Annotated in this window: 17 protein-coding genes; 8 read left to right on the top strand and 9 right to left on the bottom strand. The window is 50.7% G+C overall.

The window, feature by feature from the left end:
* Positions 1-35: 35 nt before the first annotated feature.
* Positions 36-1,241 carry a glycosyltransferase family 87 protein gene (locus tag BLR73_RS14000; protein WP_091863034.1) on the top strand — a complete coding sequence of 402 codons (1,206 nt, stop codon included), beginning with the start codon at positions 36-38 and terminating at the stop codon, positions 1,239-1,241.
* Here BLR73_RS14000 and BLR73_RS13995 read toward each other — a convergent pair.
* The 3 genes from BLR73_RS13995 to BLR73_RS13985 are packed head-to-tail and all read right to left on the bottom strand — an operon-like array spanning position 1,187 to position 4,041.
* On the bottom strand, positions 1,187-2,314 hold the full coding sequence (locus tag BLR73_RS13995) for a glycosyltransferase family 87 protein (protein WP_074833876.1): 1,128 nt from the start codon (positions 2,312-2,314) through the stop codon (positions 1,187-1,189). The two genes, BLR73_RS14000 and BLR73_RS13995, sit on opposite strands and share 55 nt — an antisense overlap.
* Entirely contained in the window at positions 2,298-3,245 is a 948-nt protein-coding gene (locus BLR73_RS13990) for a glycosyltransferase family 2 protein (RefSeq protein ID WP_091863031.1), read from the bottom strand. Before BLR73_RS13990 ends, BLR73_RS13995 begins: the two co-directional genes overlap by 17 nt.
* 19 nt (positions 3,246-3,264) lie before the next feature.
* The gene (locus BLR73_RS13985; RefSeq protein WP_091863028.1) at positions 3,265-4,041 is read right to left on the bottom strand and encodes a polysaccharide deacetylase family protein; all 777 of its coding nucleotides are present in this window, start codon (positions 4,039-4,041) and stop codon (positions 3,265-3,267) included.
* 80 nt (positions 4,042-4,121) lie between these two features.
* Here BLR73_RS13985 and BLR73_RS13980 point away from each other — a divergent pair, with 80 nt between their 5' ends.
* On the top strand, positions 4,122-4,505 hold the full coding sequence (locus BLR73_RS13980) for a GtrA family protein (RefSeq protein ID WP_091863083.1): 384 nt from the start codon (positions 4,122-4,124) through the stop codon (positions 4,503-4,505).
* 7 nt (positions 4,506-4,512) lie between these two features.
* Positions 4,513-5,670, top strand: a complete 1,158-nt coding sequence (locus tag BLR73_RS13975; RefSeq protein ID WP_091863025.1) for a glycosyltransferase family 4 protein — start codon at positions 4,513-4,515, stop codon at positions 5,668-5,670.
* Here BLR73_RS13975 and BLR73_RS13970 read toward each other — a convergent pair.
* Complete coding sequence (locus BLR73_RS13970; RefSeq protein WP_091863022.1) at positions 5,649-7,496, bottom strand: ComEA family DNA-binding protein; 1,848 nt, start codon at positions 7,494-7,496, stop codon at positions 5,649-5,651. The genes BLR73_RS13975 and BLR73_RS13970 overlap by 22 nt on opposite strands.
* A gap of 355 nt (positions 7,497-7,851) precedes the next feature.
* On the opposite strand from BLR73_RS13970, the gene BLR73_RS13965 reads away from it, so the two are divergent.
* The 5 genes from BLR73_RS13965 to BLR73_RS13945 all read left to right on the top strand — a co-directional run bounded on the left by BLR73_RS13965 (position 7,852) and on the right by BLR73_RS13945 (position 14,197).
* The gene (locus BLR73_RS13965; protein WP_013064610.1) at positions 7,852-8,388 is read left to right on the top strand and encodes a DUF4294 domain-containing protein; all 537 of its coding nucleotides are present in this window, start codon (positions 7,852-7,854) and stop codon (positions 8,386-8,388) included.
* Between the two features lie 77 nt (positions 8,389-8,465).
* Complete coding sequence (dxs, locus tag BLR73_RS13960; RefSeq protein ID WP_091863020.1) at positions 8,466-10,364, top strand: 1-deoxy-D-xylulose-5-phosphate synthase; 1,899 nt, start codon at positions 8,466-8,468, stop codon at positions 10,362-10,364.
* Positions 10,361-11,716, top strand: a complete 1,356-nt coding sequence (trkA, locus tag BLR73_RS13955; RefSeq protein WP_091863017.1) for a Trk system potassium transporter TrkA — start codon at positions 10,361-10,363, stop codon at positions 11,714-11,716. The genes dxs and trkA overlap by 4 nt, the downstream gene beginning before the upstream one ends.
* Entirely contained in the window at positions 11,710-13,167 is a 1,458-nt protein-coding gene (locus BLR73_RS13950; RefSeq protein ID WP_013063436.1) for a TrkH family potassium uptake protein, read from the top strand. The genes trkA and BLR73_RS13950 overlap by 7 nt, the downstream gene beginning before the upstream one ends.
* A 76-nt stretch (positions 13,168-13,243) precedes the next feature.
* Complete coding sequence (locus tag BLR73_RS13945; protein WP_091863014.1) at positions 13,244-14,197, top strand: type I phosphomannose isomerase catalytic subunit; 954 nt, start codon at positions 13,244-13,246, stop codon at positions 14,195-14,197.
* 89 nt (positions 14,198-14,286) lie between these two features.
* Here the strand turns inward: BLR73_RS13945 and BLR73_RS13940 are convergent, their stop codons facing one another.
* The 5 genes from BLR73_RS13940 to BLR73_RS13920 form a co-directional block, all read right to left on the bottom strand.
* Complete coding sequence (locus BLR73_RS13940) at positions 14,287-15,285, bottom strand: DUF4435 domain-containing protein (protein WP_091863011.1); 999 nt, start codon at positions 15,283-15,285, stop codon at positions 14,287-14,289.
* 75 nt (positions 15,286-15,360) lie between these two features.
* Complete coding sequence (locus tag BLR73_RS13935) at positions 15,361-16,197, bottom strand: AAA family ATPase (protein ID WP_091863008.1); 837 nt, start codon at positions 16,195-16,197, stop codon at positions 15,361-15,363.
* A gap of 43 nt (positions 16,198-16,240) precedes the next feature.
* Positions 16,241-16,876 carry an FKBP-type peptidyl-prolyl cis-trans isomerase gene (locus BLR73_RS13930; RefSeq protein WP_091863006.1) on the bottom strand — a complete coding sequence of 212 codons (636 nt, stop codon included), beginning with the start codon at positions 16,874-16,876 and terminating at the stop codon, positions 16,241-16,243.
* Between the two features lie 3 nt (positions 16,877-16,879).
* The gene (locus tag BLR73_RS13925) at positions 16,880-18,421 is read right to left on the bottom strand and encodes a glycine--tRNA ligase (RefSeq protein WP_028907840.1); all 1,542 of its coding nucleotides are present in this window, start codon (positions 18,419-18,421) and stop codon (positions 16,880-16,882) included.
* Between the two features lie 140 nt (positions 18,422-18,561).
* A complete protein-coding gene (locus BLR73_RS13920) occupies positions 18,562-21,882 on the bottom strand; it encodes a TonB-dependent receptor (RefSeq protein WP_091863003.1) in 3,321 nt (1,106 codons plus the stop codon).
* Between the last annotated feature and the right edge of the window lie 139 nt (positions 21,883-22,021).

Below are 22,021 nucleotides of genomic sequence, written 5' to 3'. Positions count from 1 at the left end.
TTATACCTTTGCAAAGAATTATTTACCTTTTGATCATGAAACTATCTGTATTAACCTGCAAGATTAAACACTATCTGGCCGACTTTCGTGTCGTGTTTTTCGTATGGCTCATCATGGCCATCATCCCTTGGCTGCGCATTTGGCTCAAGGGTAAGTTCGACCTCGATTATTCCATCTTCTACCACTCGTTCTGGCATGCCTGGCAACAAATGCCACTGTATATTATCTACCCCGAGGATGGTAATTATTTTCTATACGGACCGCTCTTCCCGCTGCTCATGGCACCCATGGCAGTGCTGCCCTATCAGTTAGGCCGATTGATCTGGATGCTGCTCATCACGTTTGTGCCTTATTGGAGCATACGCCAGTCGTTCTTTACCCGCAGTCAGCAGCTGTTCATCCTGTGGTTTGTGGCGGTCGAAGCCTATACCTGCATACTCGATTCCGAGAGCAACAGTCTCATCTTAGCCTGCATCCTGTTCACCTATTACCTCACCCAGAAGCAGAAGGATTGCTGGGCGGCATTCCTCATCGCTTTGGGCACTGTCACCAAAATCTACGGTATTGCGGGCTTGGCGTTCTTCCCCTTCTCGCACCATAAGCGCCAGTTCTTAGGCTGGTTTGTAGCCTGGATGGTCATTCTGTCGGTACTGCCCATGTTCGTATTCGGGTTCGATTACATGTGTGGCCAGTACGGTGCCTGGTACGATGTGCTGGTACATAAGAACGATCTCAACCAGTTTGCCGCCGGCCAGAACATCTCGCTGCTGGGTATGGTACGTAAGATATCAGGCATCGCCAGTTACAACGATATCTGGCTTATCCTGCCTGGTGCCATTCTCTTCGCTCTGCCTTATCTGCGACTCGATCAGTATCGCCATCAGGGGTTCCGCCTGGCAGCCGTAGCCTCAGCGCTCATGACGATTGTGCTGTTCAGCACCGGTTCCGAGTCGTACAGCTACATCATCGCCATGCCCGGTGTAGCCATCTGGTATCTCACCAGTCCTTGGCAGCGCAACCGCTGCGATCTGGCACTCATCATCTTCGCCTTTATCATCACGTCGATGTCGCCATCCGACCTCTTTCCAAAGGTAGTATGGAGCCAGCTCATCAAGCCCTATTCGCTCAAGGCCCTGCCTGTAGCTATCATCTGGTTTAAGCTCATTTACGAGATGCTCACCAAGGATTATGCCTTCACCACAGCCCAAACCATGCGCACCCAGGCCAGCGTCATGCAATAGATATCAAACCAGAAGTTATTGTGGAAGAATTTATATACTGCTACCGGACAGAGTGCATCTACAGGGAAGATGCAGAAGTTTACGAACAGTAGCCAGAATATCACCCAGTCTATCGTGGTACGTTTGGGTTGCAACCAGAACACCATCTGGTAGCCAGCCAAGGCAATCAGGTACGTATGTGTTTCCGGACTGTCGCTAAACAGTATCACGTAGCCCATCATCACTGCTAAGGCCGTTACTCTGAATCTGTAATTGCTCCACAAACGGTACTTCCAGAAGAAGATGGCAGCCAATACGGCCAGCACACCCAACTGTATGGCTCGCATGTTTGGCAGCAGCACATCGCGCAGTACGGGTGCAAACAGCAGTCCTGCCCAGGTACCCGAATCGCCGTGCTGTGTCAGCATCTCGCCCATCTGTCGGTACAGGTCAAGCGGGTGCTCAAACATCGGGTTCAAGGCTGGCAGCAACAGCAATCCCACGCCCATCAGCACCGCAGCGCCAAGGTTACGCCACATTTTGGGATAGCACAACAGCAGCGCCAACTCTATACCGCCATAAATCTTAGTGGTAGCCGAAATCATAATCAGCAGTACCGCCCACAGCGGCTTGTTACGCTCCAGCAGCGTAAAGGCCAACAGGAACAGCGCACACACCACCAGGTTATACTGAAAGCAGAAGGTGCCCTGCACTATCAGCAACAGCAGGAATCCGAAAATCTTAGTGCGGTATTTGTTCACCTCGCCCGGCAGCGTTCTGATGGCCGTTACCATCAGGGCATACAGCATGCCGTTCCATGCAAACGGCCCTAACCATTTGGGCAGCAGCAGGATAGGTGCATACAGGGTGGTAAACACGGGTGTATAAAGAAAATAGCGCCCATGGTCGGTAATAAACTGCTGGGTGTAAGGTGTCAGTCCGTGCCAGAACATGCTGGTGGCATCGCTGTACACATAGTAGTTGCTGGCCCTGCCACGCAGCGTTTCGATGGCAGTTGCTGCCACCATGATAATCAGTCCCAACCAAAATAATATCTGTTCTTTGTTTTTGATATTCTTAATTTTTTGCCACATGGTTTCGTTCGCCATTATACGAGTTCAGGAAGTAGCCAGGTCGGCCCTTCACTTCATTAAAAATCTTTGCCACATACTCACCCAGGATGCCCAAGCTCAGCAGCTGTATGCCACCTAAGAAGAGTATCGTTACCATCATCGTAGGATAGCCCTGAACCGGCTCGCCATACAAGTTGGTAATCACAATAATGTATATCAGATACAGGAAAGCCGCAAACGATACAATCAGTCCCAGTACCGATGCCAGTCGCAGCGGTGCGGTGGTGTACGACATGATACCGTTCAGTGCCAGGTGCATCAGCGCGCGTGTGCTCCATTTGCTCTCACCCGCCTGTCGCTCCAGCTGCTTGTAGCCGATGCCCTTTTTGCGGAATCCTATCCACGAGTACATACCCTTGGTGTTACGTTCGGTTTCGCGCATCTGTTTCAAGGCCTCCACACACGAGCGGTCCAGCAGTCTGAAGTCACCGGTATCCTTCTGTATGGGCACCTTGGTAACCGATTGCAGCAGTTGGTAGTACCAGTGCGATGTCTTACGCTTCAGCCAACTCTCCTTACTGTCCATGCGGGTGGCATACACGTCGTCGTAACCCTGTTCCCAGTACTGCAGCATCTCGGGTATCACGTCTATCGGGTGCTGCATGTCGGCGTCCATCACTATTACGGCATCGCCTTTGGCATAGTCAAAACCAGCCATCATTGCTATCTCCTTGCCGTAGTTGCGGCTCAGGTCCAGATAGTTGTAATGCAGGTCTTCGCGGTGCAGTCGCATCATCTGCTGCAGCGTATGGTCGCTACTGCCATCGTTTACCAGCAGAAACTCCCAGTTGTAGTCCGGGTTCTGTTTCAGCACCTCGCCCATCCGTTCTTTCAGTAGCTCGAACGACGATTCCTCGTTATAGGCAGGCAGTATAATTGTTACCGTTTTCATACATTCGTTTATTGTTATCTTATAGTTGCTTGTCAGTAAATTCCGTATAGGTTATGAATGTGTGCCCTTGGGCTTTCAGCATCTTTATCAGCTTGTCAAGTCGGCCAGCCATCTCACGTCCGCTGTGGTTCTTGATAATAAAGGGCATCTTAAACTCGGGGTGTTCCTTCAGGTCGTAAAACTCCCATGGGTGAAAGTAGGTCACAAAGTAGCCATCGTGCTTCAGCACCCTTCTCACCAGCCAGTGGTACACGCTCTGTGGCAGGTTGTGCAGTGCCAGCCAGAACAGCGGGAATCGTATCAGCGGTGTTACCGAAGCCGGTATCTGCATCACCCCATCCTTCATAAACCAGGTTCTGGGTTCAGTCAGATGCATGTATCTGCCGGGAATGAACGCAGGGTTCAAACTCGAGTTATAGCGATAGCCCGCACGCTTTATTTCGCTCTCCACCACGGGGAACATACGTGGCTGTCGGTAGCCGTACACCGTTCGTCCGGTTACCCGTTCCACTATTTCCTTCGATCGGGCAAAGTCAGTCTCTTTCGGCTCAAAGTGATCCACGCCATGACAGGCCACCTCGTGCCCTTCGTCCATAATCCGTTGCATCAGTTCGGGTGCATTCTCTGCAAAATTGCCTGTGCAAAAAAAGGTAGCCTTCACACCGTTCTGCTTCAAGCAGTCCAATATGCGGCGCGTGCCTTCCTTCGAAACTTCCATACCCTGTTGTAATGTAAAATCCACGCCATGTTCGCGGGGCACATCAAACTCTTCGGTATCAAAACTCAATAGTATCATGATAATAATTGGTATAATTTGGTGCAAAGGTACACAATTATACCGAATTATTTGTATCTTTGCACCAAAATTTCATGTTCATGGATAAAAAGGAAACATTTGGTCAGATAGTTCGCTTCGGTATTGTGGGCACCACTGCCGCCGCCATCCACTACGGTGTGTACTGGTTGCTTCAGCACTTTATCGAGGTCAACATCGCCTATACCGTGGGCTATATCGTTAGTTTCTTAGTCAACTACTACCTGTCGGCCCACTTCACCTTCCGCGAAAAAACCTCAGCCCGCAACGGCCTAGGTTTTGGCGGCGCCCATGCAGTCAACTACGTGCTGCACATCGTGCTGTTCAATTTCTTCCTGTGGTTGGGTCTCAGTCGTGCTGTAGCCCCATTGGCAGTACTGGCCATCGCTGTGCCCGCCAATTTTATCATGGTTCGTTTTGTATTCAAGCACTTTAAAAAGCAATAGTATTATCATGAGTAACACGCCCCTTCATATCGGTTTCGATGCCAAGCGCATTGTTCGCAACGGCACAGGCCTTGGCGCCTATGGCCGCACGTTGGTCAACGATCTGGCCCAGTATCCCCTGCAGCTCAGCCTCTATGCCCCCAACAAGGGCCGCGACGACCTGCGCACACAGATTGTAGAGCGCGATAACGTAGCCTTTCACTATCCCCATACGCCCATCAGCCACCACCTGTCATCCCTGTTCGGTGCCTACTGGCGTACCAAGGGTATCGTAGCCGATCTTAAGCGCGATGGCATCCAGCTCTATCATGGCTTATCGGGCGAACTGCCCCTTGGCATCAGTCAAAGCGGCATCCCCAGCGTAGTTACCATCCACGATTTGATATTCCTGCGCCATCCCGAGTTTTACAATCCCATCGATGTCAAGCTCTACACCTGGAAGTTCCGTCGCACCCTGCGCGAGGCCACCCATATCATTGCCATCAGCGAGCGTACCAAGCACGATATCATCCAGTACGGTCAGGTACCCGACGAAAAAATCTCGCTCATCTACCAGAGTTGTGCCCAGCGTTTCGGTGCCGAGACCGATGCCGCCGTGCTGCAGCAGGTAGCCCAGCATTACCAGTTACCCCAACGTTACATCCTGAATGTGGGTTCTATCGAAACGCGCAAGAATGTGCTGCAGGCCGTTCAGGCGCTGCCCTATCTGCCCTCCGATGTGTCGCTGGTCATCATCGGCCGCCCCACCGATTACACCCATAAGGTGATGGCCTACGCACAGCGTCAGAACCTGCAGCAGCGTGTACGCATCCTGCATGGTGTACCCGACGAGCACCTGCCCGCCCTTTACGCTATGGCCGAAGTGTTTGTTTATCCCAGTGTTTACGAGGGTTTCGGCATACCCATCATCGAGGCCATCCGTTGCGGTTTGCCAGTAGTGGCTTGCAGCGGTTCCTGCCTCGAAGAGGCTGGCGGCCCCGACAACATCTATGTGGCGCCAGGCGATGTGTTAGGTATGGCCAATGCCATCCGCCGCTCGCTGATTGGTTCGGCCCATCGCGAAGCCCGCATCCAGCGCAGCCAGACCTATGTGCAGCGTTTCGCTGGCACCGATGTCGCCGGCCAGGTTTATCAGCTCTATCATCAGATCTTAAGCCGCAGCTGAAGCATCATATCCGTTTTCGATGCACGTTCAAAGTTGTTGTTTACGCCCATTTTGGCGGTCAGCAGCAAGTGTTTTCCTGCATTAGCGCGTAGCATCAGCCAATAACGTATGCCCTCGCCATACAGCTGCTGCATGGCATAGGTATATAGCGGTCCGTTCTCATACACATACAGTCGGCTATTATAACCATCCGTATGGTAATAGCCCGCTCCAGCGTTCAATCGCAACCACTTATAAGTGTAGGCCATGCTCTCGCTCAGCATAGCACCAGTCTCCGTTCCTCCATCCGCACCATAGTTGCCATCCAGCTGAGTGCGTATACCCAAGCCGCAGTCCCAGTTGTATTCAGCTGCCAGTCTGGTGCGGTGTTCCTGTTGCTTGGCTTTCAGTCGGTACCTGCCGCTCAGTTTCCAGCGGCTGCCGGTGTAGGTTGTCTGTAGCAGATAGTCCATTGTGTAAGTACCCGCCTGCTGTCGGTACCTTACCCACGGAAAGTAAGCCCAGTCGGCATAAGCCGCCACCTGCCATTTAGTGGATGGCTGCCAGGTAGCTCCCACATACACGCCGCTTTCGTTCTGCACGCTGCCCCCATCGCTATAGCTCTGTGCATCCAGCGAGGTATAACGGTACTGGTAATAGCGCTGCAGTGCCATCAGCGTCAGGTTACTACCCATCGCCACGCTCACACTGTTGATAGTGGCTATATGCCCGTTCCCATCCACAGCCGTTTCACCGTTCAACGACCATTTGCTATTTGCATAGCCGTAGTCCGTACTCATATTCACAAAACTGCTGCCCTGCGGTTTATACAGGTTGTATAGCTGTTTGGTGTTAGGTTGCAGCGGTCGGTCCAGATGCACGTAAAGCCCGTTCAGCCCTATGTGCAGTCCATGTCCCGTATAACGCACACTACCACCCGTTTTCAGGGCGTGCAAATTATGTTTCTTAGCTATTTCGGCTTCCGTACGGTGGTAGCCAGTGGTTAGTATCGTACGTGCACTACCGTCCTTGTTCAGCGTGGCATCCATCGGCACATACCCCACAAACGCAGTAGTCTGCCAACCGCGCCCTAACTTCAGGGTTATACCTGCACCTTGAAGTGCGTTCTCCGTTCTCGAGGCGTGTGCCCGCAAGGTGTTTGTGCTGCGCCCCAAGTTCTGTAGCATGGCTATCTTGCCTAAACTAAAGCTGTTGTTCATCACCAAGCCCATGCCCATGCTCACCCTGTAGCTACCCAGCACCAGTGTCTCTATACGTCCCCAGTGGTTCAGCTGCACATACGGTGCATAGTAGTCGTATCCCCATCGGTTGGGGCCCTTCATAAAGGGTTCGTCAGCATCCAAATCACCCACCAGCCCAGCCTTCAGCCGGTCGCCATATTGCAGCTGGTAGCGAAACCAGTGCCCATTGCTCAGTGGCAGCTTGGCGGTGGCCGTCAGTTCGTGGTGTAAGTAGCGTTTGGGTTTGCTATCACCTGTATAAACGCAGTAGCTCAGCAGTTCGCGCTGGGCAGGTGTCAACAGTGTCATCATACGCAGTTCGGCAGTCGATTGCATCGGTGCATAGCGGTACAGGTAAGCCATCAGCTCCTCTACCTGTTGTGCCGACAAAAAGGGGATGGCCTCCAGCTGTTCACGTGTGGCGGTATTAATGTTGATGGGGTGCTGCACCAGGTCGCTTAGCAGATCGTACGTCTGCTGCCACCCCTCCGATGCCGCATCCTCAGCCGTCATCACCTGATTCAAGTACGTCTCCCATCCATGCGATTCCTGCGCTTTTACGCCTAGGAATGGCAGTAAGAGTAGTAATGATAATCTTAGTTTCATTAATTTAGCTAATCTTTTGATGGTGCAAAGGTATAGAAAAAAATAGAAACAACAAAATAAACCCACTGAAAATCAAAAACAAATTCAGTGAAATTGAAGAACAAATTCAGTGAATTTGATGAACAAATACAGTGAATTTGATATTAAAGGAATTAGCGATTACTTTTAAACGAATTAAATGTATTTCACTAATTAATATGTTTTTTCGTGTTAAAACATACACTACGTGACGAAAAAAGTAGTACCTTTGCACCCGAAAATGAGAAAAGGGTTTATCATAGCATTGCTGTGTTGCGCTGCTTGCGCCCAGGCGCAGGAGGAACAACGGATAACCGCCGAGCAGGTGCTGGCGGAGATGGACTCGCCTACATTTGTACCAACCGTAAAGGTGGGAAAAGTGCTGCACGAGGGCGACAGCATACAATACATGGAGATGAACAATGTGTATGTGTACCCGCAACTGACATTTAAAAACAAAAAACAGGCCCAGCAGTACATGCGACTGGTGAACAACGTGAAGAAAGTGCTGCCTATAGCCAAAGAGGCACGCATGATGCTGATTGAAACCACCGAATATCTGGAAACACTGCAAACAGACCAGGAAAAGGCGGAACACATGAAGCGCGTAGAGGCCGACATATTTAAAACCTACAAACCCAAAATGAAAAAACTGACCTACAGCCAAGGTAAGCTGCTGATAAAACTGATTGACCGAGAATGCCACTCGAGCAGCTACGATATGATTAAAGCCTTTATGGGACCCCTGAGAGCGGGATTCTGGCAGGTGTTTGCCTGGGGCTTTGGTGCCAGCCTGAAAAAGGAGTACGACGCAAAGGGCGTGGACCGACTGACCGAACGCGTGGTGCTGATGGTGGAAAGTGGGCAGATTTAAACTAAGAAAATTGCTAATATATTTTGCAGTTTAATAATAAATGTATATCTTTGCACTCGAAATAAAAGAATTTTTGTGTGGAAAAAACTGAGTTTACTCTTTTAAATAAGATCCAGACACCTGATGATTTGAGAAAACTAAAGGTGGATGAATTGCCACAGGTTTGCGACGAACTGCGACGCGACATCATTGAAGAAGTGGCAGTGAACCCTGGACACTTAGCCTCGAGTTTGGGTGTGGCCGAAATTACGGTTGCACTACATTACGTATATAACACCCCCGAAGACAGAATAGTTTGGGACGTGGGACACCAGGCTTACGGACATAAGATTCTGACTGGCCGTAAAGACCGATTCTGCACCAACCGTAAGTTGGGCGGTATCAAGCCTTTCCCATCGCCCGAAGAGAGCGAGTACGATACCTTTGCCTGCGGACACGCCAGCAACTCGGTATCGGCAGCCTTGGGTATGGCCGTAGCAGCTGAACTGGAGGGCAAGCACGACCGCCATGTGGTGGCTGTGATTGGCGACGGTGCACTGAGCGGCGGACTGGCTTTTGAGGGACTGAACAACGTTTCGAGCAGCCCTAACAACCTGCTGATCATACTGAACGATAACAACATGAGTATCGACCGCAGTGTGGGCGGCATGAAGCAGTATCTGCTGAACCTGAGCACCAACGAGACGTATAACGCCATTAAGTTTAAGACGGCACGCTGGTTTAACCGTCACGGTATGCTGAACGACGACCGCAAGAAGGGCTTGATTCGACTGACAAACGCCATGAAGAGCGCCATCAGCCATCAGCAGAACATTTTTGACGGTATGAACATACAGTACTTCGGACCGTTTGACGGACACAACGTGAAGGAACTGGTGCGCATACTGAGTCAGCTGAAGAATATGACCGGACCCAAACTGCTGCACCTGCACACCAAGAAGGGACATGGCTATGCACCTGCCGAGAAGGATGTGACGGTATGGCACGCACCGGGCAAGTTTAACCCCGATACTGGTGAGCGCCTGGTGGACAACGACCCCACCAAGCCGCAGAAATACCAGGATGTATTCGGACACACACTGCTGGAACTGGCTAAGCAGAACCCCAAGATTGTAGGTGTGACTCCCGCGATGCCCAGCGGCTGCTCGATGAATATCATGATGAAAGAGATGCCCGAGCGCACGTTTGACGTGGGTATAGCCGAGGGACACGCCGTGACATTCAGCGGCGGTATGGCCAAAGACGGACTGCTGCCCTTCTGCAATATCTACAGTGCCTTTGCACAGCGTGCATTCGACAATATCATACACGACGTGGCTCTGCTGAACCTGAACGTGGTGTTCTGCTTTGACCGCTCGGGACTGGTGGGCGAGGATGGTGCCACACACCATGGTGCCTTTGACCTGGCTGCCCTGCGCCCCATACCAAACATGACCATCTGCTCGCCACTGGATGAGCACGAGCTGCGACGACTGATGTACACCGCCCAGCTGCCTAACAAGGGTCCGTTCGTAATCCGCTATCCACGTGGTGGCGGCGAGCTGCAGGACTGGCGATGCCCACTGGAGGAGATAAAGGTGGGTACCGGACGTAAACTGCACGACGGCGACGACATAGCTGTGCTGAGCATTGGCCCGATTGGTAATAACGTGACACGCGCCATTGAACAACTGTCAACTATCAATTGTCAATTATCAATTGCCCACTATGACATGCGATTCTTGAAGCCTATTGACGAGGATATTCTGGAAGAGGTAGGCAAGAAGTTTAAGAAGGTGATTACCGTTGAGAACGGTGTACGCCAAGGCGGACTAGGTAGCGCTGTGCTGGAGTGGATGAACGATCACGGTTACGCACCAAAGGTGACACGACTGGGACTGCCCGACAACTTTGTGGAGCACGGCACCGTAAAGGAACTGCAGCACATTGTGGGCATAGACGAAGAAGGCATTAAGAAAGCTATTTTGGAGGCATGAAAATTGTGATAGTAGGTGCAGGCGCCGTAGGTACTCACCTGTCGAAATTGCTGTCGAGAGAACATCAGGACTGTATTCTGATTGATGACGACGAGGAGCGACTGGCTAAAATGAGCGAGTACGACGTGATGACGTATTGCGCATCGCCAACCAGCATCAGAGCTCTGAAAGAGGCCGGTGTGCCTAATGCCGACCTGTTTGTGGGCGTAACTCCCGAAGAGAGCACAAACATTAACGCCTGCATACTGGCACACGCCTTGGGCGCCAAGAAAACCGTAGCTCGTATTGATAACTACGAGTACCTGGCACCCAGCTTACAACCCTTTTTTAAGAACTTAGGACTCGACTCGCTGATTTACCCCGAGGTACTGGCGGCCATTGATATCAACAACGGCTTAAAGCTATCGTGGGTGCGCCAGCGTTGGGATGTACACGACGGTGCACTGACCATGCTGGGCATCAAGCTGAGAGAGCAGGCCGAGATACTGAACCAGCCACTGAAGGACCTGTGCGGCCCCGACGACCCGTACCACATTGTGGCCATTAAGCGCGGAGGCGACACGATTATACCAAGCGGTATGGACGAACTGAGAGTGGGCGACCTGGCCTACTTTATGACTACCAAGGAGTATATACCTTACATACGTAAGATAGTAGGTAAGGAGCACTATACCGACGTGAAGAACGTGATTATGATGGGCGGCGGCAAAACCACCGTACGTGCGGCGCTGACCACACCCGACTACATGCACGTGAAGATTATTGAGAAGGATGCCAAGCGCTGCGAGAAGCTGAACGAGCTGCTGGAGAACCAAGACACGATGGTGATACACGGCGACGGACGCGACTTGGGACTGCTGGAAGAGGAGGGCATCAGAAATACACAGGCCTTTGTGGCGCTGACCGAGAATGCCGAGACCAACATTCTGGCTTGTTTGACTGCCAAGAAGATGGGCGTGCGCAAAACAATAGCGATGGTGGAGAATCTGGACTACGTGAGCATGGCCGAAAGTCTGGATATCGGTACGATTATCAATAAGAAGACCATCGCCGCCAGCCATATCTACCAGATGCTGCTGGATGCCGACGTGAACAACCTGAGATCGCTGATGATGGTGGATAGCGAAGTGGCTGAGTTTACGGCTGCCGAGGATTCGAAGGTGACCAAGAAACCGGTTAAGGACTTAGGACTGCCATTTGGTGTGACCATAGGCGGACTGGTACGCGACGGGCGCGGTATGCTGGTGAACGGTAACTCGCAGATTGAGGCGGGCGACTCGGTGATGGTGTTCTGTCATGAGCAGAAACTGAACAACATAGAAAAGTACTTCAAGAAGAATGCGATATGGTAAACTTCCGTATCATCAGTAAAATCATAGGCTCGCTGCTGCTGATAGAGGCATTGTTTATGTCGCTATGTGCACTGGTGGCTTTCTCGTATCACGAGGACGACCTGATGGCATTCCTGATATCGCTGCTGATAACCTTTGGCAGCGGTTTTACGTTTATGTATATGGGACGTAACGCAGACAACAGTCTGAGCCGTAGAGACGCCTACCTGCTGGTAACGGCCGCCTGGCTGGTGTTCTCGGTATTCGGCATGTTTCCGTTTCTGACCCACGGCTGTATTACCAACATTACCGACGCTTTTTTTGAATCAACATCGGGCTTTACCACTACGGGCGCCTCGATTATCGACGATGTGGAGATACTGCCACACGGCATATTATTCTGGCGATCACTCACCCAGTGGATTGGCGGATTGGGAATCGTATTCTTTACCATCGCCATCCTGCCATCGTTGGTGGGTGGTAGCGTAAAGGTGTTTGCCGCCGAGGCTACAGGCCCCATCAAGGCCAAGATGCACCCACGACTAACAACCACTGCCAAATGGATCTGGAGTATTTACCTAATACTAACGCTGGCCTGCGTATTATCGTACTGTGCTGCAGGCATGAACTGGTTTGAGGCACTGAACTACGCCATGACCACCACGGCTACAGGCGGCTTTGCGATACACAACGAGAGCACGGAGTACTTCCACTCGCCTACCATCGACTATATCTCGATTACATTCCAATTCCTGTCGGGCATCAACTTCACCTTATTATATTTAAGCATTGTAAAAATGCGACTGAAGGCGCTGCTGACCAACTCGGAATTCAAGCTGTACGTAAGCGTGGTGATAGGTGCAACACTGTGGATTATGTACCTGCTGCTGACACGTATGGGCTACGACTTAGAGCATGCCTTCCGTGCCGCATTGTTCCAGGTGGTATCGTTTATCACCACCACGGGTATGTTTAACGAGGATGCGGGTACCTGGCCACATATCACCTGGGTGATATTGGGTGTGGTAATGTACTTAGGTGCCTGTGCAGGTAGTACCAGCGGTGGCTTTAAGTGTATCAGAGGCGTGATGCTGCTAAAAGTGGTACGTAATAACTTCCGCCAGATACTGCACCCCAATGCTGTGCTGCCTGTAAAGATTAACGGCATGAGTATTCCACAATCAAAACTGGTGGCGCTGTTTGCCTTTTTCACGCTCACCATGCTGATGACATTAGTAACGGCCACCATTATGATTGTGGCTGGCATTGATAACACCAACGCCATTACCATAGCCCTGAGCTGTGTGAGCAACGTAGGCCCAACACTGGGCACGCAGATAGGACCGGTGATGTCGTGGTCGATACTGCCCGAATACATCAAGTGGATTCTGTGTCCGTTGATGCTGATGGGACGTCTGGAGATTATGACGGTGCTGGTACTGTTTACACGTACCTTTTGGAAGGAGAATTGAAAATTGAGAATTCTTGGCAGAGCCAAGCGTACTAAAGAAACGATTAGATAATTGACAACATAATATAACTAAGACAATGTACAAATTTGAACCGCTGCTGAAGCAGACACTGTGGGGAGGCGACAAGATTATCCCCTTTAAGCATTTAAACGAGACGCTCGAAAGCGTTGGCGAGAGCTGGGAGATTTCGGGTGTAAAGGACAACGAGACCATCGTAAGCGAGGGTGAGTACAAAGGCAAGAGCCTGAACCAACTGGTACGCGAGCTGAAAGGTAAGCTGGTGGGCCAGGAGAACTACGAGCGCTTTGGCGACGAGTTTCCCCTGCTGATTAAGTTTATCGATGCCCGTCAGGACCTGAGCATACAGGTACACCCTACCGATGAGATTGCCCACCGACAGGGTAAGACACGCGGCAAAACCGAGATGTGGTATGCCCTTGAGAGTGCCCCAGGTGCACAGCTGTACAACGGACTGAAACAGCAGATTACGCCTGAGCAGTACAAGCAGATGGTTGAGAACGATACGATTACGGATGCGCTGGCACGCTACGAGGTGAACGAGGGCGACGTATTCTTTATTCCAGCCGGCCGCATACACGCCATTGGTGCCGGTTGCTTTGTGGCTGAGATACAGCAGACAAGCGACGTAACCTACCGCATTTACGACTTTAAGCGTAAGGACAAGAACGGCAACTACCGCGAGCTGCACACCGAGCTGGCGGCCGAGAGCATCGACTACACCGTGCTGCCCAACTATCGTGCCGAGTACGAGCGCACCAAGAACGAGGGCGTACAGGTGGCTACATGCCCCTACTTTACCACAGCGGTTTACGACTTGACTGAGCCCATGACACTCGATTACACAGAGCTTGACTCGTTTGTAATCCTGATTGCCGTAAAGGGCGAGGGCACCATCAAAGCCAACGGCCAGGAGACAACCTTCCGCATGGGTGACACCATCCTGCTGCCCGCCACCACCGCCGAAGTAAAAATCGAAGGAACCGTCAAATTCCTCGAAACCTTCGTTTAATTATTTTTGGCACGGATTAACACGGCTCTCTTTTAGAGAGACGCTGCTTTTTCGTTAACAACAGCCGTGTCTTTATTTATAAAGCCGTGTTAATCCGTGCCTAAATAATTATGGATGTCGGACTGCAGGCGTTGGAATTGCTCGCAACTTATGTAGCCCGTGTTTTTCTTAAGCATCGTTTTAATGTCCTGCAGCGAGTTTTCGTAGCAGGACATTTCGTTTCGCTTCTGCGTACGATGGGCAGAGGCGTGATAGATTTCGTTCTGGCGCTCCTGGCGTAACAGATTGCACACCTTTGACAGGATGGGCGACACAACGGTGTCGAACAAATGATGACCCTGTATATAAAGATAGGTGGTTTGCGGCGTTACGCCTAAAGCACGGATATCGTCCTTGGTACGCAGATACTCATCTTTGGCATCGGGGAACTGGCGCTGCAGATCGTTGATCTTGGTGCGTACCTTACGCTTCACGTTGTTGATAGAGGCTGCGGGATTCTGCACACTGAAACCGCCCGGATCGGCAATACGACAGAAGTCGGTGATAGAGAACCGTGAGTAATTGCCATTGCGATACACCATAACACTCCACACAAAAAGTGGGAAGATGGCCTCGGAGAACTGCTGGAAGTAATCGCGGAAATCGAAGATGCGATGATCGTTGAGTGTTACCGACACGCATACATTATGCAGCGAAGGGGCGTAACACTGAAAATTCTCGATGGCATACACGTAGGTGTGGAACACGTACGGACTGTTCAGGATGCGCTGCGACTGATGGGTGCGCCCCTGCATCAGGTAGTCGTAATCGGCATCTACGCAGGCTATCATATCGCGTCCCAGAGGCTCGCCCTCGAGGAAGTTCATCAGTACGGATTTCTTGCCGCGTGTGAGATTGATTTTTGAGGGCAGCATCACCTCGAAGTAGCGCTTATCGTTCTCGAACTCGCTGAGAACGGTGCGCCAGAAGTAGATATCATCGTAGCTCTCGACATAGGCCACTATCCTACGTCGCGCCTTTTTAGAGGTGAGCGCATTGGCCGCCTCGAAATACTTGCTATTCAGATTATCTTTTAATCTACTTCCCATTCTTTATTATTTTGCAACGGACAACAGGACTTTACGATTTTCCTTATTCCTAAAGTCGTGTAGTCCGTTGCTAAATTATACCGTTATATCAGTTACCTCAGTGACACTATCAACCCAACCATTCATGACGATGGCGGGCGAATGGGTAGTAAGAATAATCTGTACGTTAGGGTTAAGTTCGACACAGAGATCGACCAGACGCTTCTGCCATTCGAGATGGAGCGACGCCTCGGGTTCGTCCATAAACAGCACGTAAGGCAGGTTGTCCTCGACCAGCACGGTGAGCAGGATAATCAGCATCTGCTTTTCGCCACTCGACAGCTGGTAGGGTAACAGCACCTCGCCTATCTGGGTGAAGCGCAGTTCGTTCTCGGTACGGATAATTTTCTTGCCCGTTTCGCGGAACAGCTCATCGACAATGTCCTGGAAACGTGACTTTTTTTGTGAAAGCTGCTGAGCGGCTTCGGTATCGCCACTCTGCAGTTTTTCGATAATGCGATTGCCTATGTTTACCTGATAATCAAGGTACTTGCGCTGCAGGTTGTAGAGCTGGATATCGAGCAGCGAACCGCCACCCACACCAGCCAATGCCGAAAAGGCCTGACGGAGGAATCCCTCGCCCTCGGCCAATGCCTGCTGCAGGTTGGTATCGAGCGAACGAATCATGTCGTAACGAATCCACTTGGCATCCTCGGGCACCACATCCAAGTGAACACCCTTGAGCATGTGCGAGGGGAACTCGCCACCTGCAATCAAACCCTTTACCACCTTGTTCAGGATGGTACTTTTGCCCTGACCGTTAGTACCACTGAGGATATTAACCTGACGGTTAAGCTCCCACACAATATGTTTCTTCCCGCTCCAAAGCGAGTCGATCTCGATGCGTTTAATGTAATCGGCGTATTTAGGCATAGGCAATGGATTTTATAAAAAGTTTTGTTATTCTTAGTGCTACTTACTTAAAAGCAGGGCGCGATTCGCCTGGGTGCCACACATCAGCAACAGCAATCTCGAACACCAGCGTGCTGTAGCCAGGAATGGACGATGAAGTAGTTTCGCCATAAGCAAGCTGATAGGGAATGTAAACCAGCCAACGAGAGCCTTTCTTCATGTGCTGCAGGGCTGTGCAGAAACCCTCGGTGAACAAACTTGTGGTTGTGCCCGATGTTGTGGTGACTTTATTCCAGCTTACGCATGCCTTGAGCATAGCTGACTTTGACCAATCGAAATCGCCCAAGAACGACTGATCGAACACATAACCTTTCTCATATGTCTTTGATGGAATCAATCTACCGCGATAGGTATAGAACACTGAGTCGGTGAAAAGTGCTGTTTCGGTGCCACTTCCCTCCTCCAGTACATCTACGTAGATGTAGTCGGCATCGGTAATACTGGGATTTGTGGTATCCTTTGTGTAGGTCAGGATTTTCTTGTAGTTTGGATTAGAAACTACCTGATTAAAGTAAGTCTCGTTCTTCTGTTTCCAGTTGTCGAACTCGCCCTCTTCGGTCTCATCTTCGGTGCACGATGATACCATTCCCACAAGTGGGAACAGTATCAAAGCGAGCCATATGTATTTTAAATTCTTCATTGTTTACTGAAGCTTCTTAAGCAGACTGGCGATGCTTACCTTATCCTCGATGATTGAGTTAAGATCGCTGATGTTTACACGCTCCTGCTCCATAGTGTCGCGGAAACGCAGAGTTACCTTACCATCGGTGAGGGTGTCGTGATCGACTGTTACGCAGTAAGGAGTACCAATGGCATCCTGACGGCGATAACGCTTACCGATAGAATCCTTCTCGTCGTACTGACAGTTGAAGTGGAACTTGAGCTGGTCGATAATCTCGCGTGCCTTCTCGGGCAGACCATCCTTCTTAACCAGAGGCATAACAGCGCACTTAACTGGTGCGAGGGCTGCGGGCAACTTGAGTACGGTACGAGTCTCGCCATTCTCGAGTTTCTCCTCCTCGAAAGCGTGGCACATGATGCTGAGGAACATACGATCGACACCGATAGAGGTCTCGATAACATACGGTGTATAGCTCTCGTTGGTCTGAGGATCGAAGTACTTGATGCTCTTACCAGAGAACTTCTCGTGCTGGCTCAGGTCGAAGTTGGTACGAGAGTGGATACCCTCAACCTCCTTGAAGCCGAATGGCATCTTGAACTCGATATCGGTAGCTGCATTAGCATAGTGAGCCAGCTTATCGTGGTCGTGGAAACGATAGTTCTCGGCACCGAAGCCCAGAGCCTGGTGCCACTTCATACGGGTTTCCTTCCACTTGGGGAACCACTCGAGCTCGGTACCAGGAGCTACAAAGAACTGCATCTCCATCTGCTCGAACTCACGCATACGGAAGATGAACTGACGGGCTACAATCTCGTTACGGAAAGCCTTACCAATCTGAGCGATACCGAAAGGAATCTTCATACGACCGGTCTTCTGCACGTTCAGGTAGTTTACAAAGATACCCTGAGCAGTCTCAGGACGCAGGTAAACCTTCATCGAAGCATCGGCGCTGGCACCCATCTCGGTAGCGAACATCAGGTTGAACTGACGAACGTCGGTCCAGTTCTTGGTACCGCTGATAGGATCAACAATCTCCTCGTCGAGGATAATCTGCTTCAGAGCCTCGAGGTCGGGACCCTGCATAGCCTCGGCATAACGGGCGTGCAGATTGTCGCGCTTCTCCTTAGTCTCCTTTACGCGCTCGCTGGTTTCCATATACTTTGCCTCGTCGAAGCTGTCGCCAAAACGCTTGCGGGCCTTCTCAACCTCCTTCTGGATCTTCTCGTCGTACTTGGCAATCTGATCCTCGATGAGTACATCGGCGCGGTAACGCTTCTTTGAGTCGCGGTTGTCAATCAAGGGATCGTTGAAAGCATCAACGTGACCTGATGCCTTCCAAATGGTGGGGTGCATAAAGATGGCACTATCGATACCAACGATGTTCTCGTGAAGCATCGTCATAGCCTTCCACCAATACTGCTTAATGTTATTCTTCAACTCTACACCGTTCTGACCGTAATCGTAAACGGCTCCTAAACCATCGTAAATCTCACTTGAGGGGAATACAAAGCCATACTCCTTACAGTGGCTCACGATCTTCTTAAATACATCTTCTTGTGCCATCTCTATTTACAATTTGACAATTTACTATTATATAATTTGGCTGCAAAGTTACACAAATAAATTGATAATTGAGAATTGAAAGTTGATAATTAACATAAAATCATAGAAAATCCTCGCCTTTTGGCGAGGATTAATCTCTATTAATTAAACAGATAACGAATAGTAAACATAATCTGATACGTTGACTGCAGACCGAGGAAATCGGAATAGGTGTGCAGGTGGCGCTCGCCATTAACGGTGTTATAGGTGTATTGACCCTTGCTATAAGAGAGCAGCGACGTTTCGGTAACCTGCTTGTAAAGTCCCCACTTCTTGTTAAGGAAATTGGGCAGGTTGAGGATATCGACACCTAACTGCAGGGTGTGCTTGGTTTTACCGCAGAGGAGACTCATATCATGCTCGAACTTAAAGTCGATCTGATGGTGCCAAGGCATCTTAGCGCCACCACGCTCGGCATACTTACCGGTGCGATGCTTCAGATAATCGTCCTGCTGGATATAAGCCCAGAAATCGTCGCGCTGCATCTGGGCGGTATATACCTGATGGTTAGCGCCGTAGGTACTCTCGGCAAAGTCCCAACTGTCGAGTTCCTGGCGCGAGGCGGGCACATAAATCAGGTTGGCAGGCGCCAAGGCGTCGCTGTTAACATTGGCCGAGAAGATATAGCTGTAACGACTGAAAGCATACTCGGTAAGGAAACCATACTGGTAGCCATCGTAAACCAACGAGAAGTGTGAGGTGTTGTTCTTTCCCTCGTTGAGTGTGTAGCTGGCCGAGAGCAGCAAGCGGTTAGGAGCCACGTAGGTGGCGTAACCCAGCTCGTTATCATTAACGGCATTAACCGAGTTGCGGTAGTTGTTATAGGCCGATGCCACCTGGTTGCCGATACCATCGGTATAGGTCTTGGCCCTTGAGATGGTGTAGCTGGCCGAGAGATCGAGACCAAAGTCGAACTTCTTACGCAACTGGGCGCTGAGCGACATGTAGTAGGCCTTATGACCTGCATTCTCTAGTACGTAAGCGGAAGAGTTGGCATCGTAATACGACATCTTATGGCGCACATCGCCGTGACCTAAGTCGATAGTAGAAGTGCCATCCCAGTAGATGTCGCGATTGGCCACTACTACGGGGTTGATATCGCGGTTATAGATACCCTCGATGGTAAAGTCGATATCGCCAGGCAGCTTGGCATCGAGTGCCAACGAGGTTTTCCACGTTTTGGGCATACGCAGGTTATCGCTCAGGATAGTGGCGCTGCTGGGCACCGAAATCTTGCTCTGAGCACCTATCTGCTGCAGCATATTCTGCTGACTGGTGGTAAAGGTAGGAATAATACCCTTGGTTTGCGAGGCAATATACGAGGTTTGTCCCATACCTGAGTTGCCTACAGCCGAGATGAGCCAAACAAACGGCAGGCGACCGATGAAGAGGCCCGAACCACCACGCAGTATCAGGTTACGATTGCCGGTAATATCCCAGTTGAAGCCCACACGCGGCGATACCGAGATGCTGGCTTTGGGCACGTTATCGGTGCGGAAATGCTCGCCACCAAAGCTAATCTTATAATACTCCTCGTTGAAATTATCCTTCAGACTGGGATAAGACGGCAGCTCGAAACGCAAACCAAGCGACATGCGGAAACGATCGGAGAGGCTCATGTTGTCCTGCAGATAGAGCGACCACTGGTTGGTGCTCATCTTAGCCACAAAATGATCGTGATTGTCGCCATTGCCATAGGTGATACCAAACAAGCGGGTGTGATCTACTGCGAAAATCGGCCCCCAGTCGTTGTTTACGATGGCCTTATCTATCTCGTCCTGACTGGCCTGGAAGGCATAATAGCCGGCACCAGCCTGAGCATAGCCGTTGGCAGCCCAGTTGTGCTCGTACTGCAAACCGCCAAACAGGTTGTGCTTACCCAACTGGATATTGATTTCGTCGGTAATCACGGTAGTCTTGGTCTTGGCCACATTGCCATAAGTAAACAAATCGCCGGTAAGCGCCCAGTAAGGATAATGGCCCTGACCATCGCTCATCACAATCTCAACCACAGGTACATCAACACCATACTCGTTGCTACGGGGCTGGTCCTGATACGAGTAGGTGCCACGCAGGGTGTTATGCAGCTTACCGAACTTGCTATTGAGCTCGGCTGCTACCGAAGTGAAGCGGAACTCGGTCATATAACGGCTTGAGAGCGACGACATACCATAATCGGTATTGCCGCCATACGAGTTCTGGTTGCCACCATAGATAATAGAGGTGCGATTGCTACCGATACTACGCGATGCCGAAGCGGGATTAGCCTCTTTACGGTTCGACTTGGTGAAGCGCACGTTAAACTTATGATCGTCGTTGATGTTCCAGTCGATACGGGCCAGAATACGGTAGGCGGGCGTTTTCAGGTTATAATTCTGCCAAGGACCTGTGGTAATACCATAAGCGTTCTGCATGTAGGTAGACAGACTCTCGAGCTCGGCCAACTTGGGGCGACGATTCGTGGCCGAATAGGGCTGGTCGCTGCGGTTATAAGCCATCACGGCAGGTCCTGCCGTCACATTATCCTCGTACTCGCCGTTAAGGAAGAAGAAGAGCTTATCCTGGATAATCGGCCCGCCAAAGCTCAAGCCAAAGGTGCTGTTATGCCCCTTGGATACGGGCAACCGGTCGTTACGAATCTTCTTACCCTTCAGGTCGGAACTGGTCAGGAAGGTATAGGCCATACCCTTAAAGGTGTTGGTACCACTCTTGGTAACCGCATTCACGCCACCGCCAGTAAAGCCACTCTGACGCACATCGTAAGGCGTAACCGAAACGGTCATCTGATCGAGTGCCTCGAGCGAGATGGGAGTGCCGCCACCAGGCAGCGGACTGGGTTCCATACCGAACGAATCGTTGAACGAGGCACCATCGATGGTGACATACGACTGGCGGTAGTTTCCACCACCAATAGCCATACCGCTGGCCGAGCTTGATTGTGGCGTCATCTTCATGATATCCAGCATAGAACGACCGATATTAGGCACAGCAGCCATCTGGTTAGCGTTCAGGCTGGTTACAGCGCCACTACGGTCGCTACGCATGGTATTGTTGGCCTTAGCTGTTACCACAATCTCCTGAATCATCTCTGAGCCCTCGCTCAGCGTGGCATCAACCACAGCATTCTGACCCAGTGCCAACTGGATATCGGTAAAACGCGATGTCTGGAAACCGATATACGATATCTCAACCTCGTAAGGTCCGCCCGCCCTCATGCCTGTAATCGTGTAGTGACCATCGATATTGGTAACACCACGATAGATAGAGCCCGAAGGCACATGCTTGGCCGTAACGGTAGCACCGATAGCCTCTTCGCCATCAGCCATCACCACACCTGTAATACCAGATGTAGTAACCTGAGCCATAACAGAAAACGATATTGTCAAAAGTACAAATAGTAATGTAGAAAGTCTTTTCATCATCCAACCAGTTAATTTTGTTTCACTTGCGGGGCAAAGATACAAAATAAAACAATAGGATGCAAGTTTTTTTGACATAAAAACCACAAAAAATAAAAAGTACCTAGAAAACATTTGCGTTCCAGGTACTTTTCAATTGAAA

Origin of the sequence: Prevotella sp. khp1, from assembly GCF_900102205.1 — a bacterium.
GTDB classification, from domain to species: Bacteria; Bacteroidota; Bacteroidia; order Bacteroidales; family Bacteroidaceae; genus Prevotella; species Prevotella ruminicola.
Note: the sequence above shows the minus strand (reverse complement) of the source record. Positions and strands in the feature narration are given on the sequence as shown.

Bases quoted from the DNA above. Each gene is read 5' to 3' on its own strand.
- BLR73_RS13970 (WP_091863022.1), bottom strand. From the start codon at position 7,496: ATGAAACTAAGATTATCATTACTACTCTTACTGCCATTCCTAGGCGTA.
- BLR73_RS14000 (WP_091863034.1), top strand. From the start codon at position 36: ATGAAACTATCTGTATTAACCTGCAAGATTAAACACTATCTGGCCGAC.
- BLR73_RS13995 (WP_074833876.1), bottom strand. From the start codon at position 2,314: ATGTGGCAAAAAATTAAGAATATCAAAAACAAAGAACAGATATTATTT.
- BLR73_RS13975 (WP_091863025.1), top strand. From the start codon at position 4,513: ATGAGTAACACGCCCCTTCATATCGGTTTCGATGCCAAGCGCATTGTT.
- BLR73_RS13940 (WP_091863011.1), bottom strand. From the start codon at position 15,285: ATGGGAAGTAGATTAAAAGATAATCTGAATAGCAAGTATTTCGAGGCG.
- BLR73_RS13920 (WP_091863003.1), bottom strand. From the start codon at position 21,882: ATGATGAAAAGACTTTCTACATTACTATTTGTACTTTTGACAATATCG.
- BLR73_RS13950 (WP_013063436.1), top strand. From the start codon at position 11,710: ATGGTAAACTTCCGTATCATCAGTAAAATCATAGGCTCGCTGCTGCTG.
- BLR73_RS13965 (WP_013064610.1), top strand. From the start codon at position 7,852: ATGGACTCGCCTACATTTGTACCAACCGTAAAGGTGGGAAAAGTGCTG.
- BLR73_RS13985 (WP_091863028.1), bottom strand. From the start codon at position 4,041: ATGATACTATTGAGTTTTGATACCGAAGAGTTTGATGTGCCCCGCGAA.
- BLR73_RS13930 (WP_091863006.1), bottom strand. From the start codon at position 16,876: ATGAAGAATTTAAAATACATATGGCTCGCTTTGATACTGTTCCCACTT.
- BLR73_RS13945 (WP_091863014.1), top strand. From the start codon at position 13,244: ATGTACAAATTTGAACCGCTGCTGAAGCAGACACTGTGGGGAGGCGAC.
- BLR73_RS13935 (WP_091863008.1), bottom strand. From the start codon at position 16,197: ATGCCTAAATACGCCGATTACATTAAACGCATCGAGATCGACTCGCTT.
- BLR73_RS13980 (WP_091863083.1), top strand. From the start codon at position 4,122: ATGGATAAAAAGGAAACATTTGGTCAGATAGTTCGCTTCGGTATTGTG.
- BLR73_RS13990 (WP_091863031.1), bottom strand. From the start codon at position 3,245: ATGAAAACGGTAACAATTATACTGCCTGCCTATAACGAGGAATCGTCG.
- BLR73_RS13925 (WP_028907840.1), bottom strand. From the start codon at position 18,421: ATGGCACAAGAAGATGTATTTAAGAAGATCGTGAGCCACTGTAAGGAG.
- trkA (WP_091863017.1), top strand. From the start codon at position 10,361: ATGAAAATTGTGATAGTAGGTGCAGGCGCCGTAGGTACTCACCTGTCG.